A 13,219-nucleotide genomic window follows, 5' to 3' on the forward strand; every position below is an offset into this window, starting at 1 on the left:
GCCCGTCCCCAACCTGTGGACAACTCCGGTGGCTGTGGCGGCGCTGGCCGACTGCGGCCCCGTGCCTCTCGGAACCGCGGCCCCGGGCCACTGTTTACTACGGCCCCGATCTACTCGATCAGACTCTCGTCGTCGAGGTCCCAGGTGTTGCAGGCGCCCGGAGACTGCTCGTCCCACCCGGTCTGCGTCCACGACTCACTGTTCTCCGAGGACCCGTGGGTGCGCTCCTCGTCGGGGGCGCCCTCGCGGTCGGCCGTCGCGGAAGCGTCGTCGAGCAGGGCGGTCAGGTCGCTGTCGGACAGCGGATAGCTGACCTGGATCGCCCCCAGGAAGGCCCCCGCCAGGCAGTTGGCCTGGAGTTCGCTCTGCCGGGTCCACGTGTTGCGGCCCGCGTGGTCGTCCTCCAGCTGCCGCTGCTCGTGGTAGTACTCCAGCAGGCCCGATTCCCCCTGTACGTGGTGGCCGTACTCGTGGGCCAGCAGCGATGCGTAGACCACGCTCTCCGTGGCGCCGTTCCACTTGTCCACCACATCGGAGTTACCGATGTAGATGGTTTCGCTCGCCCGGCAGTAGAACGCGCCGGCGGGGGAGGGGTACGGGCGGCAGGGGCTGACCCCCGGTTCGTCCCAGAACTCCCGGTCCGGCGGTTCGAAGGGGATCCCGGCCCGGTCGAACTGCGTCTGCCAAGCGCCGTCCAAGCAGTCGGCGACGGCGTTCAGGAACTCTTCCATGGAAGCCGGCTCGTCCACGTCCAGCTCGGGAACGGGGCACGGCAGCGGGCTCAGCCTGCCGGTCTCGTACAGCGGATTCGAGACCAGGGCGGCCTGTCCGCTGGGCCGGTCGGGCACTGTGCCCGGTGAGTTCAGCTGTCCGGTGGGGGCGTCCGCGACGGACGACTCCTGTCCGGGCTTTTCGTCGCTGGGGCTCCCGGCTCCGGAGCGCTCGGAGGCGGGGTCCGTGCCGGATCCCTCTTCGCTGACGGTGGTCCAGGACAGCAGGGACAGCGCCAGCAGGGCCACCAGGAGGCCGCACACCGCGCTGAACACCCGACGGTTGGCCCGGTGGGTCCGGCGCGCGTGCGCCAGGCGTGAGGGATCGTCAGGACCACCGAAGCCTAGGTCTGCGCTCACCGCACCAGCTCCTCGTCGGCTTTCCAGGTGTTGCAGGCGGCCGGGTCCACACGGTCCACGCCGTGCGCGGTCCACAGGCGACCGTTCGCCACCGACCCGTGGGTGTTCGTCCCCACATGGTCGGAGCGGCGCCCGACGTCGTCGAGGATATTCTCATGCTCGGATTCGCCGTAACCGAGGGACTCTTCTGAGGCACCCACGAACACCCCGCCCAGGCAGTCGGCCTGGAGCTCGTTGCGGCGGGTCAGCTCGTCCGAGGTCTCGTCGTCGGCGTCGGCGCGCAGGGCGTGGAACTCGGCGAGGATCCGCGACTGCCCCTGCACGTGGTGGCTGTACTCGTGGCTGAGCAGGAACGTGTACGCCTCGGGTTTCTCACTGCCGGCGGATGCCGCCACGACGTCCTCCACCCCCAGGTACAGCCCCTCGTTGGCCTCGCAGTAGAACGCCGCGGTGCCCTCGGTGGGGAAGGGCCCGCACGGGCTGTTGCCTTCGTTGTTCCAGTACACGCGGTTGGGAGAGGAGAACGGGATCCCCGCAGCATCGAAGTGCTCCGCCCAGGCCTCGTCCAGGCAGTCGGCGATCGCGTGCACGAACGCCTCCACCGACTCCGGGTCCTCGTGGTCCATGTCCGGCGGGGTACAGGTCACCTCGCCCAGTTCACCGACCGTGTACAGCGGGTTCTCGCCGAGCGGGTCCTCGACCGCATCGGAGTCCGCGGGGGAGGCTCCCGTGCCGTCGGACATCAGCTCGGTGGCGTCCGCGCCGAGCGGCTCGCCCCACGCGGGCTCGGCCTTCGGCAGCAGCGAGGTGACCGCCAGGAAACCGGTGAACCCGACCGCCGCCAGCCCCGTGCCCAGGCACAGGGACACGGCCAGGCCCATCCGCTGGAGTAAGCCGGGCTGTTCAGCCCACGACTCCGGGCCCGTCCCCGGTCGCCGACCCTTCACCACGAAGCCGCACCCCCGCCGGGAAGAAGGGTGTCATCGCTCACGGAACGCCGGTACACGGCGCCTTTGCGGGTGCCTGGTGGACACGGCCCGGGGGAGGACCGGATAGGATCTCGCGTCATGTGGTGGGTCGGCTCCTGGCGCCCGGCCGTTGCTCTCGCGACGGCCCTGGTCGTGTTCTCCTCGCTGGTCGCGGCGGCAGTCGTGGCGTGGCCACGAGGGGAGGCGCACGCGGCGACGGCATCCGCGCCGGCAACCACAGTACCGGGGGACGAACCGGCGGTCATCGCCCAAGCCGCGGCCTCGGATCCGCTCATCACCAACGACATCGGCCTCGAACTCGACCAGTTGGGCGTTCTGCACGGTGAGGAGAGCCTCCGCTTCGAGGGGGCGGCCCCGGAGACCTTCACCCGGGCCCTGACCGCGAGGATGCTCTACGACACCGACCACGACCGCGAGTTCGAGATCACCGGGGTATCGGCGGAGGACTCCGACGGCGCAGGCCTCGAGGTCGAGACCGAGGAGGTCAACGGGGTCCTGCTCGTCCACATCCCCACGGAGGGCACCCGCGGGGTGGAACTCTCCTACCGGGTCAGCGGCACCGTCAGTGAGGTCGCCCAAGGGGTCCAGCTGGAGTGGCGGGCCGTGGGCGCCTACAGCCACCCCGTCGAGACCACCGACGTCACCGTCGAGGCGCCCCTGCCGCCCGAGGCGCTCTCCTGCCTGGCCGGGGAGCCCCGCAGCGCCATGTACTGCACCGCCTCGGACATGGGCGGCGACGCGGCCGTAGCCCACTTCCTCCAGGCCGACATGGGGCCTGACGACCGCCTGGACATCGTCGTCAACTACCCCCCGGGCACCGCGGAGGGCGAACCGATCCTGAACCGCCGCTGGTCGCTTACCTCGGCCTTCGAGATCACCCCGGCCACCTCGAGCGTGTTCGGGCTCCTGCTGGTGGTCCTGGTGGGCGGCCTGGTGGCGCTGATCCGGATCCGCGGCCGCGACGAGCGGGCGCTGCGCAAGGAGGCCGCTGAGGGTGACCACGCACCCCTGGAGGCGGGTGAGCACGGACGCGTGCGCTTCGCCCCGCCCGACGACGTCCACCCCGGCCAGATCGGAACCCTGGTCGACGAACGCGTGGACATCGCCGACCTCACCGGAAGCGTCCTGGACCTGGCCGTGCGCGGTTACATCCGGGTGGAGGAACTCCCGCACGAGCACTTCACGTCGGTGGACTGGCGGCTGGTGCGCCTCGACGGCCCGCCGGGGGAGTCCCTGCTCCCCTCGGAGTGGCTTCTTCTGGACGCCCTCTTCGGTGAGCGGCGCACCGTACGCCTCTCCGAACTCGGCTCCGCCGGGCACTCCGAGGACTTCCCGGCCCGGCTCGACCGGGTCCGCGAAGAGCTGTACCGCGACATGGTCCGCCTCAAGTGGTTCTCCCGCTCGCCCAACCGGGAGCGCGGGGTCTGGACCACCGCGGGCATGGTGCTCACCGCGGCCGGCGTGGCCCTGACCGGTGTCCTCGCCGTGTACACCACGGCCGCCTTCACCGGTCTCGCGGTGATCATCGCCGGGGCCGCCGTCACCGCTGGCGCCCAGTACATGCCCGCCAAGACCAAGCTCGGCAGCTCCGTGTTCGCGCACACCATGGGTTTCCGCGACTACCTGCTCAGCCAGCGCGCCCAGAGCGCACCGCCCGGGCAGCGGGTGGAGCTGTACTCGCGCTACCTGCCCTACGCGGTGATCTTCGACGACGTGGACCGCTGGGCCAACATCCTGGCCGCCGCCGCGATCGCCGACCTCAGCCCCGAAGAGCTCGACGGCGACGGCCTGCACTGGTACACCGGCCCGCGGGAGTGGCGGATCGAGGACTTCGCGGACTCCATCAGCACGTTCGTGGTCACGCTCACCGGCCTGATCACCAACACCCGCCGCCTGCGCCTGCTCAACCAGCTGAAACGATAGAACCACAGGAGACGAAGGGGGAGTGAGCCCATGCGCGCGGTCGTTCAGCGGGTGTCACAGGCGTCGGTGACGGTGGACGGTGAAGTGGTCGGCGAGATCACCCGGCCGGGGCTGATGGCCCTCGTGGGCGCGACCCACACCGACACCGAGGCCGAGGCCCGCAAGGTCGCCAAGAAGCTGTGGACGCTGCGGATCCTGGAGGACGAGAAGTCGTGCTCCGACATCGACGCCCCACTCCTGGTGGTCAGCCAGTTCACCCTCTACGGGGACGCCCGCAAGGGCCGCCGCCCCACCTGGCAGGCGGCGGCGCCCGGCCCGGTCGCCGAACCCCTGGTGGACGCGGTCGTCAAGGAACTGCGCGAACAGGGCGCTGAGGTGGCCACGGGCGTGTTCGGGGCGCAGATGTCCGTCGGCCTCACCAACGAGGGCCCCTTCACCGTCATCGTCGAGGCCTGAGCCGACGGGCCTTCCGGGATCGGTTCCTACTGGCTGGTGACCCGCTTGAGGACGTGCTCGGGGGCGGGGAGGTCGTGGACCAGGGACGGGTCGGTGACCGGCGGGTCGAACACCTGGCGGACCGGCTGCACCCCCGCCCAGATGGGGGTGGCGTGGTCCTCCTCGTCGTCGTTCGGAGGTCCCGTGCGGACCTTCACCGACGCCTCCTCCAGGGTCAGCGCCAGCACACGGGTGGCCGCCATCTCCTTGGAGTCCGGCGGCCGGACCACGTCCCACTGGCCCGGGGCGAGCTGCTCGGTGATCGCCCGCAGCCCGGCCGTGCGCTCGGCCTCGTCCGTGACCAGGCGCGGCGTTCCGAAGACCATCGCGGACCGGTGGTTCATCGAGTGGTGCATGCCCGACCGCGCCAGGACGATCCCGTCCAGCAGCGTGACCGTCACACACACCTCGCCGTCCTCCCGCAGCGACCGCGCCCCGGTCGACCCGTGCAGGTAGAGGGTGTCACCGATCCGTCCGTACCCGGTGGGCATCACCCTGGGCGCCCCGTCCACGACCAGGCCCATGTGGCAGACCAGCCCCTCGTCGAGGAGCTCGTACAGCTCGGCCCGGTCGGTCCTGGCCTTGTGCTTGGCACGCTTGAGCCGCGTGCGTTCGGTGGTGGAGAGCATGCGTCTACCGTAGGGAGAAGTGGATACCTGGACCATGGCCACTTGTGGCAGGAAGTGAAAGACCACTTTGACCCGACGCCTCGCCGAACCCCCGGTCCGCCTGGACCGCTCCGACCCGACCCCGCTCACCACCCAGCTGTCCGACGCGCTGCGCGGGGCCATGGCCTCCGGCACGCTCCGCGCCGGCGAGCGCCTTCCCGCCAGCCGCGCCCTCGCAACCCAGCTCGGGGTGAGCCGCACCGTCGTCACCGACGCCTACCAGCAGCTCTACGCCGAAGGCTGGCTCGACGGCCGCCACGGCTCCGGCACTTTCGTCGCCGAGCACGAACCCCTACCGGACCGGTCGGCCGGACAGCCCGGACCGTTGAGCACACGGGACCCCGCACCCGTCCGCGACCGGCCCTCCCGAGAGGACCTCCGCCGCGACGGCGTGGTCAACCTCCTGCCCGGGGCACCTTGGGTCCACGACCACGACCGCGCCGCACTCCGGCGGGCCTGGCGGCACGCCGCCGAGCACCCGCCTTCCGACGACCCCGACCCGAGGGGCCTGCCCCGGCTGCGCGCCCTCCTCGCCGAGCACCTGCGCCGCACCCGCGGAGTCCGGGTCGGACCCGAGAACGTCCTGGTCACCCGGGGCACCGGCAACGGCCTCGACCTGGTCGGCGCCCTACTCGGTGCGGACCACCGCGGCGGCCACCGCGCCGGCGTGGAGGACCCCGGCTACGGAAAGGCCCGGACGATCCTGGCCGCACGGGGAGCGGGGATCGTTCCCTGCCCCGTCGACCACGACGGCATCCTCCTCGAAAGCCTGCCCGACGACCTGTCCGTCGTCTACACCACGCCCGCGCACCAGTACCCGCTCGGCGGCCGCCTGCCGCTGCCCCGCCGCGAACGCCTCCTGGCCTGGGCCCGCCGGACCGGCACCCTGGTGGTGGAGGACGACTACGACGCCGAGTTCCGCTACGACGTCGCACCCCTGCCCGCCCTGTACGGCCTCGACCCCGAACGGGTCGTCCTTCTTGGCACGCTCTCCAAGACCCTCGACCCTGACCTCGGTATCGGCTGGATCGTCGCGGAACCCGCACTGCTGAGCCGCCTGGCGCGAGTCCGCGCCGACCTGTCCGACCGCACCAGCGGCCCCGTCCAGACCGCCACCGGCCTCCTGCTCGAACGGGGGGACCTCGACCGGCACCTGCGCCGGATGCGCCTCGAGTACGCACGCCGCAGGGCCCTGCTCGTCGAGTACCTCGGGCACCGGCTCACCGGGGACACGGCCGGACTCCATGTGCTGCTGCCCCTGCCCGAGGCGGCGGTGGCCGCCGTCATCGCCGACGCGGCCGAGGAGGGGGTTCGTGTGGAGGACACCTCCCGCACCAGCTACGGGGCGCCGCGTGTGCACGGGCTGGTGATCGGCTACGGCTCCGCGGGCCGCAGGGAGCTGCGGCGCGCCTGCGAGGTGCTGGCTCGGGCGGTGGACCGGCACGCCGGGGCCCGGACCCGGCCGGGGCATGGGGAAGCGGGGTGGGCTGGGGAACCGGAGATGCCTGAGTAAGCAGGGGGAACGACGGCGTCCCGGGCGGTGGCGCTGCCACGACCCGGGACACGGGATTCGGATCTCAAAGGGAGAACCGGGTGCGGGAACCCGAAGGTGACGGTCCCGTGCCCCTCAGTCCACCTCGACGGTGACGGGCTCGAACTTGTAGCCCAGACCGCGCACCGTGACGATGTACCTGGGGTGGCTCGGGTCCTCTTCGATCTTCGCGCGCAGCCGCTTGACGTGCACGTCGAGGGTCTTGGTGTCACCGACGTAGTCGGCGCCCCACACCCGGTCGATGAGCTGCATCCGGGTGAGCACCCGCCCGGCGTTGCGCAGGAGCACCTCCAGCAGCTCGAACTCCTTCAGCGGCAGCTGCACGCTGTCGCTGCGCACCGTCACCACGTGCCGCTCCACGTCCATCCGGACGGGACCGGCCTCCAGCGCGGCGGGCAGCACCACCTCGTCCTCGCCCCGGCGGCGCAGCACCGCGCGGATGCGCGCCACCAGTTCACGTGAGGAGAACGGCTTGGTGACGTAGTCGTCGGCACCCAGCTCCAGACCGACGACCTTGTCGATCTCGGAGTCCTTGGCGGTCAGCATGATGACGGGGACATTGGTCTTCTGCCGCAGCGTCCGGCACACCTCGGTACCTGACAGGCCCGGCAGCATCAGGTCCAGCAGTACGAGGTCGGCGCCGGTCCGGTCGAAGGTCTCCAGAGCGACGGTCCCGGTGGGGGCCACCGCGACCTCGAAGCCCTCCTTGCGCAGCATGTACGACAGGGCGTCGCTGTAGGACTCCTCGTCCTCTACTACGAGTACACGCGTCACTGTGCCGTCTCCTGGTGGTTGTCGTTCCGGGAAGCGTCGAGCTCCCGGTCGTCGGGTCTGGGCAGACGCAGAGTGAACGTCGACCCGGACCCCTCCTTGCTCCACACGGTCACGTCTCCACGGTGGTGGGTCATGATGTGCTTAACGATGGCCAGGCCGAGTCCGGTACCACCGGTGGCCCGGCTCCGAGCGGCGTCCACACGGTAGAACCGCTCGAAGATCCTTTCCAGGTCCTGCTGCGGGATGCCGATCCCCTGGTCCGCGACGCTGACGTCCACACTGGACCGGGAGACGCCAACGGACACCGCCACCCGCGTGTTCTTCGGACTGTAGGCGACGGCGTTGGCGATGAGGTTGCGCAGGGCGGTGCCGAGCATGGCCTCGTCCCCCATCACGACCAGCCCTTCGGCGCCGCTGCCCACCAGCTCGATCCCCTTGGCGTCGGCGGGCATGCGCACCGTGTCGATCGACTCCTCGACGATGGCGCCGAGGTCCACGGGGGCGGGTTCCGCGATGGGTTCGGCACCTTGGATGCGGGAGAGTGTGATGAGGTCTTGGATGACCGCGGTGAGCCGGGTCGCCTCGGTCTGCATGCGGTGGGTGAAGCGGCGCACTGCCTCGGGGTCGTCGCTGGCGTCCTGTACCGTCTCCGCCAACAGGGACAGCGCGCCCACCGGGGTCTTGAGTTCGTGCGAGATGTTGGCGACGAAGTCGCGTCGGACCGCCTCCACCCGGCGGTGCTCGGTCTGGTCCTCGGCGAGGACCAGGACCAGGCCGGTGCCGCCCAAGGGGGCTACCCGCACCGCGAAAGACGTCGCGTCGGGGCCGAACTTGCGGACGGCCACCTCGATGTCGGTCTCGCGGATCACCCCGTCGCGGCGGACCTTCCGGGCCAGAGCGAGGAGTTCACCGATGACCAGTTCCTCTCCGCGGACGATGCCGAAGGCCCGGGCGGCGGAGGACGCGCGCAGCACCCGGTCGCCGGAGTCGAGGACCACCGCCGAGGAGGGAAGCGCCGAGAGGACCTCGGCGATCCCGGGCGGAAGGGTGTTGCCGTCGTGCCGTGGTGCCGGCGGCACCTCCCGGGCGGTTCGCTTACGGAAGAGCGGACTGGCGACGGCGACGCCGATGACGACGCCCGTGACGAGTCCGATGATGCCGACTACTGCGGCGAGAAGTTCCCCTTGCACGATTCGATCGTAAACGTGCGGACCCGGCCTTTACCCGGTCAGGGCATCCGACACACCCGAGGTTCTTTCACCGTTCACCGACTCTTGGCCGAGTCTTCAAACCCAGACTGGGAGCATTGACGCCATGCGCGATACGTACCACGAAGACCTTGACAGCCTGAGCGAACGCCTCGTCGAGATGACGAGGCTCGCCAGGCACGCCATCGCGCGTGCCACTACGGCCCTCTTGGACAGCGACCTGACCGCCGCACAGGAGGTGATCTCGGGTGATGAGGAGATCAACCGACTCGACCAGGAGATCGAGGACGCCGCCTTCAGCCTGATGGCGCGGCAGCAGCCGGTCGCCTCCGACCTGCGGACCATCATCACGTCCCTCTACATGCGAGGCGACCTGGAGCGGATGGGCGACCACGCCGTCCACCTCGCCAAGATCGCCCGCCGTCGGCACCCGGACTCGGCGATCCCCAAGCCGGTCCGCTCGATCGTGCTGGAGATGGGGCACGAGGCCGAACTGCTGGTCACCAAGGCGGGCGAGGTCATCACCGAGCGGGACGCCGACACTGCCCTGGAACTGGACAAGGACGACGACAAGATGGACCGCCTGCGGCGCAAGCTGCTGCAGCGGATCCTCGCCCCGGGGTGGGAGCACGGGGTGGAGGCCACGATGGACGTGACCTTGGTGGGCCGGTTCTACGAGCGCTTCGGGGACCACGCGGTGCACGTCGCGGACAACCTGGTCTACATGGTCACCGGTGAGAAGAGCGAGGACTACGAACCGGAGGCGTGACACCTCAGCACTGGACGGGTGACGAGCTTGCCCGGGGAGTGCCCGAGGAGTGACGTCCGCGCACCGGATGAGTGACCGGTCCGGATGGTTGGGTCAGGTCCGGGTCAAGGCGATCCGAAATCGTGACCTAAATCGCTTTGGGGCCTCGCGGAGGGTGGCGAGGAGGGGGCGAACCCTACCCGAATCAGGGGTGGAGGGGAACGCGCTTCGGCTGGCCAGCGGGGGTAGCGGCGCCTTGAGTCCGCCTCGACCAGGTGCGCGCCACTCCTCGGGTACACTTTGTCAAGCCCCAAAAAGGCTGTCCTGACCTGCGTGTTCGCAAACCTAATAGGTACGTTAAGTCACAGATTCATGGTATCCTAGGGGTAGCGGAAGGGGTACCTGTCACATGGCTTTCAAGGTCGGCGACACTGTTGTCTACCCCCATCATGGGGCTGCTCGTATTGAAGCAATCGAGACTCGCACTATTAAGGGCGAGGACAGAACCTACCTCGTTCTGAGGGTTGACAAGGGCGATCTGACGGTGCGCGTGCCGGCTGAGAACGCCGAGGATGTCGGCGTTCGCGACGTGGTGGGGCAGGAAGGCCTGGACAAGGTCTTCGAGGTGCTTCGCGCACCGCACACCGAAGAGCCCACCAACTGGTCCAGGCGCTACAAGGCGAACCTGGAGAAGTTGGCCTCCGGCGACGTCAACAAGGTCGCCGAGGTGGTTCGCGACCTGTGGCGCCGGGACAAGGAGCGCGGTCTGTCGGCGGGCGAGAAGCGGATGCTCGCGAAGGCGCGCCAGATTCTCGTCAGCGAACTCGCACTGGCAGAAAAGACCAACGAGGACAAGGCCGAGGCCCTCCTCGACGAGGTTCTGACGAACTGATAGTCGCGGAATCACGTAATTCATGACGAAAATTCCTCGGGTGGGCGTCGGAACCGACGTCCACCCGTTTTCTCCTGGACGAACACTTTTTCTCGCCGGCTTGGAATGGCCGGGAGAAGACGGTGTCAGTGGCCATTCCGATGGTGACGTCGCGGCTCACGCCGCGTGCGACGCGCTGCTGTCCGCCTGCGGGCTCGGCGACCTCGGATCCAACTTCGGCACCTCCGATCCACGGTGGAAGGGCGCTTCGGGCGCCGCACTCCTCATCGAGACGGCCGCGCGCGTGCACGCGGCCGGTTTCGAGATCGGCAATGTGTCCGTCCAGATCATCAGCAACCGACCGAAGTTCGCCCCGAGGCGTGGCGAGGCGGAGAAGGCGCTCTCCGAGGTCCTAGGGGCCCCGGTAAGCGTTTCGGCGACCACCACCGACGGCCTCGGTCTCACCGGCCGGGGTGAGGGCATCGCGGCCGTGGCCACGGCGCTCTGCGCGCCCCGGGACTGATCCCGAAGACTGAGCACGAAGCACGCGCGAGCGGCCCCGCACCTCATCTGGTGCGGGGCCGCTCGCGTTGACTGCCGGTGGTCCGTCGGTCCGCGGGTGGGCTGGATCCGGTCCGGGACCGTGTGTCACAGGCCTCGGCCGAAACCCCGAGCAGTGCGGTCAGCGCTCCTCGGGCGGCAGCGGCTCACTGCGGACCCGGCGGGAGGGCGGGCCCGAGGCGAAGTCCGGCAGGGGCGGCCGCTTGGGCTTGAGGATCATCGGACGCTTCTTCATGGGCTCTTTGGGCTTGGTCGGCGCCTTCGGCCCGGGTACGGGCTCGGCCTCCGGTTCAGGGGCCGCAGCCTCCGGCTCGGGGGCCTTCTTGCTCTCAGCGGTCTCAGCGGTCTCCGTGGTTTCCGCGGTCTCCGCCGCGGCGCCGGTGTCCTGTGAGGGCAGCTCCTCGGCTTCGGGGAGCGGGTCCGACTCCGGTTCGGGGCGCGCGGCACCCGGGGGAACCGAGCCTAGACGGAAAGCGGCGCGCACCTCGGGACCGGTGTCGTGGTCGAGGGCGGGAGTGGGTTCGGAGGCGCTCCTGAGGTGCCCCCGCACCGTTCCCGCGCTTTCCGTCGACTCGTCGGACTCCGCGGCCTCGTCGGCCACCGCGAACCCGCCCGACTCAGCGCGCTCATCGGACTCGGTGCGCTCGGCCGGGGTGCCGTCCTCGTCGGGCGGGGTCCACACCGGCGGCACGTAGTCGTCCAGGGGTGAGGCCCCGCCGTCGTCGGCAGGGGGCTCCCACAGGGGCGCGGTGTCGGCAGCATCCGGAGCGGGTTCCGTGACCGCGGGCTCAGCGGCTTCCGCCGTGCTCTCGGTCTCGGACTCGGCTGCCCCGACCGGCTCCGATTCCGGTTCCGTGGCCTCGGGCTCGGGTGCGGAGTCCGCCGACTCCAGCGTCGGGAGCTCCTCGACGTCGGGAAGCGAGTCGGGATCGGTGACAGCGCTGGACTCGAGATCGGTGCTGGGCTCCGGCTCGGCCGCCACGACGGTGCTGGGATCCGGTCCGGGCTCGGCCGCCACGGGTGGCAACGGGGCCTCGGCCTCGTCCGAGCTGGGGTCGCCGACCGGGCCGTCGTGTTCGAACCCCTCGTCGGCCAGGTGCTCGGGGATCACGACGATCCGCTCGGTCTCAAGCTCGGTCTCGGTCTCAAGCTCGGTCTCGGGCTCGGGGTCCGGAACGGCGGCGGGGACCACCGGTACTTCGGCGGCGGCGCGCTTGATCGGGTTGTCCCCGGAGCGGGCTCGCCTGGGAAGGGGGAGTGTGGGTACGGACGGCTCGTCGAGGTCCTCGCTCCCCTCCCTTTCCTTCCCTTCCTCTGCGGCCTCGTCCTTGTCGGTGCCGGTGTCAGTGCTCGCGGCGGTGTCAGTGCTCGCCGCTGCGGGCACCGGCACGGTCGGGGCCTCGGGGTCGACCGGCGGCTCGCCGCGGGTCTCCTCTTCCTCTTCCTCTTCCGCGAGCTTCGCCTCGGCTTCTGCCCGTTCCGCCCGGTCCCTGGACTCCTGCTCGGCGCGGTCCCTGGCCTCTTGCTCCGCGCGGTCGCGGCGCAGTGTGGACGTGCGGGCGGGCAGCGGTGGTGCTTCGGTGAGGGTGTCCTCCTCGGGCTCATCGTCTTCCCGCTCCGCCTCCGGGCGGTCGTCACGGTCGGTATGGTCGGAGCCCAGCCGCATCAGGCGGGTCTTGAGCTCCTCGGGCTCCGTGTCCTCCTCCGCGGGGGCCTCGTCCGCCAGGCTCTCGGGGCGGTTGCGCAGGACCGTGGTGCGGTCGTCGGAGGGCCGGGGGCGCGGGTGCGCGGCGGCGTTGCGCTTGCGTATGTGTGCGCGCACCGTGATCCACAGCAGGAACGCGACCAGGAGGGCGGCCAGCGGTGCGACCGCCACCACGACCTGGATGAGCCTCTCGTTGGTTTCGGCGAGGCGGTCGATGAGCTCCAGGCTGTTCAGCACCATGGGCACGGCCGCGGCGAGGATGAGGAGGGGTATGAGGACGACGTCCACCCACAGGCGTTCCTTGGGTGGCGCGGCCCGGAGTACGTAGCTCACCCAGAAGGCCATGAGGACCAGCAGGGCGAAGGTCACCGGGAAGACGTGCGCGAGGAAACTGCCGTCGTCGTGCACGACGGCGGCGAATTCGTAGATGCCGTTGTAGGCGATGACAAGGGCGCACAGGGCGATGACGCTGACGAACAGGGCGCCACCGACGAGAGCACCGGCTCCCGCGCCGCGACCCGTGGTCCGAGCGTCCCGTGTCCCTGTTTCGGGGGCGTTGTTGAAAGGGGCCATCGTCATCGCAGCGTAGCCGAGC

General features: G+C 70.3%; 12 protein-coding genes. 6 read left to right on the forward strand and 6 right to left on the reverse strand.

The annotated features are described in order from the left end of the window. Positions 1–110 precede the first annotated feature (110 nt). Both ACYVD1_RS02865 and ACYVD1_RS02870 read right to left on the reverse strand, forming a co-directional pair. Positions 111–1,130, reverse strand: coding sequence for a neutral zinc metallopeptidase (locus ACYVD1_RS02865; RefSeq protein WP_460767451.1), 1,020 nt, complete (start codon positions 1,128–1,130; stop codon positions 111–113). Then, positions 1,127–2,011, reverse strand: coding sequence for a neutral zinc metallopeptidase (locus ACYVD1_RS02870; protein ID WP_460767454.1), 885 nt, complete (start codon positions 2,009–2,011; stop codon positions 1,127–1,129). Before ACYVD1_RS02870 ends, ACYVD1_RS02865 begins: the two co-directional genes overlap by 4 nt. A gap of 186 nt (positions 2,012–2,197) precedes the next feature. Between ACYVD1_RS02870 and ACYVD1_RS02875 the strand changes: the two genes are divergently transcribed. Both ACYVD1_RS02875 and dtd read left to right on the forward strand, forming a co-directional pair. Next, positions 2,198–4,042, forward strand: a complete 1,845-nt coding sequence (locus tag ACYVD1_RS02875) for a DUF2207 family protein (RefSeq protein WP_460754238.1) — start codon at positions 2,198–2,200, stop codon at positions 4,040–4,042. A gap of 30 nt (positions 4,043–4,072) precedes the next feature. Beyond that, positions 4,073–4,498 carry a D-aminoacyl-tRNA deacylase gene (gene dtd, locus ACYVD1_RS02880; protein WP_460754241.1) on the forward strand — a complete coding sequence of 142 codons (426 nt, stop codon included), beginning with the start codon at positions 4,073–4,075 and terminating at the stop codon, positions 4,496–4,498. A gap of 26 nt (positions 4,499–4,524) precedes the next feature. Here dtd and ACYVD1_RS02885 read toward each other — a convergent pair whose 3' ends face one another. After that, positions 4,525–5,166 carry a pyridoxamine 5'-phosphate oxidase family protein gene (locus tag ACYVD1_RS02885; protein ID WP_460767457.1) on the reverse strand — a complete coding sequence of 214 codons (642 nt, stop codon included), beginning with the start codon at positions 5,164–5,166 and terminating at the stop codon, positions 4,525–4,527. Positions 5,167–5,233: 67 nt separating this feature from the next. Between ACYVD1_RS02885 and pdxR the strand changes: the two genes are divergently transcribed. Beyond that, positions 5,234–6,718, forward strand: a complete 1,485-nt coding sequence (gene pdxR, locus ACYVD1_RS02890; protein ID WP_460767460.1) for a MocR-like pyridoxine biosynthesis transcription factor PdxR — start codon at positions 5,234–5,236, stop codon at positions 6,716–6,718. A 114-nt stretch (positions 6,719–6,832) separates the two neighbouring features. Here pdxR and ACYVD1_RS02895 read toward each other — a convergent pair whose 3' ends face one another. Then, a complete protein-coding gene (locus tag ACYVD1_RS02895) occupies positions 6,833–7,531 on the reverse strand; it encodes a response regulator (protein ID WP_460754256.1) in 699 nt (232 codons plus the stop codon). Next, positions 7,528–8,721 carry a sensor histidine kinase gene (locus tag ACYVD1_RS02900; RefSeq protein WP_460754259.1) on the reverse strand — a complete coding sequence of 398 codons (1,194 nt, stop codon included), beginning with the start codon at positions 8,719–8,721 and terminating at the stop codon, positions 7,528–7,530. Before ACYVD1_RS02900 ends, ACYVD1_RS02895 begins: the two co-directional genes overlap by 4 nt. Before the next feature lie 124 nt (positions 8,722–8,845). Here ACYVD1_RS02900 and phoU point away from each other — a divergent pair, with 124 nt between their 5' ends. The 3 genes from phoU to ispF all read left to right on the forward strand — a co-directional run bounded on the left by phoU (position 8,846) and on the right by ispF (position 10,881). Continuing rightward, positions 8,846–9,508 carry a phosphate signaling complex protein PhoU gene (gene phoU / locus ACYVD1_RS02905; protein WP_460754262.1) on the forward strand — a complete coding sequence of 221 codons (663 nt, stop codon included), beginning with the start codon at positions 8,846–8,848 and terminating at the stop codon, positions 9,506–9,508. Positions 9,509–9,896: 388 nt separating this feature from the next. Next, positions 9,897–10,379 (forward strand): CarD family transcriptional regulator, encoded by a 483-nt coding sequence (locus tag ACYVD1_RS02910; protein WP_026122741.1) that lies wholly within the window; start codon positions 9,897–9,899, stop codon positions 10,377–10,379. 22 nt (positions 10,380–10,401) lie between these two features. Next, positions 10,402–10,881, forward strand: a complete 480-nt coding sequence (ispF, locus tag ACYVD1_RS02915) for a 2-C-methyl-D-erythritol 2,4-cyclodiphosphate synthase (RefSeq protein ID WP_460754265.1) — start codon at positions 10,402–10,404, stop codon at positions 10,879–10,881. 159 nt (positions 10,882–11,040) lie between these two features. Here ispF and ACYVD1_RS02920 read toward each other — a convergent pair whose 3' ends face one another. Continuing rightward, a complete protein-coding gene (locus ACYVD1_RS02920) occupies positions 11,041–13,197 on the reverse strand; it encodes a DUF2637 domain-containing protein (protein WP_460754269.1) in 2,157 nt (718 codons plus the stop codon). Positions 13,198–13,219 lie beyond the last annotated feature (22 nt).

This window comes from Nocardiopsis nanhaiensis (assembly GCF_054778635.1).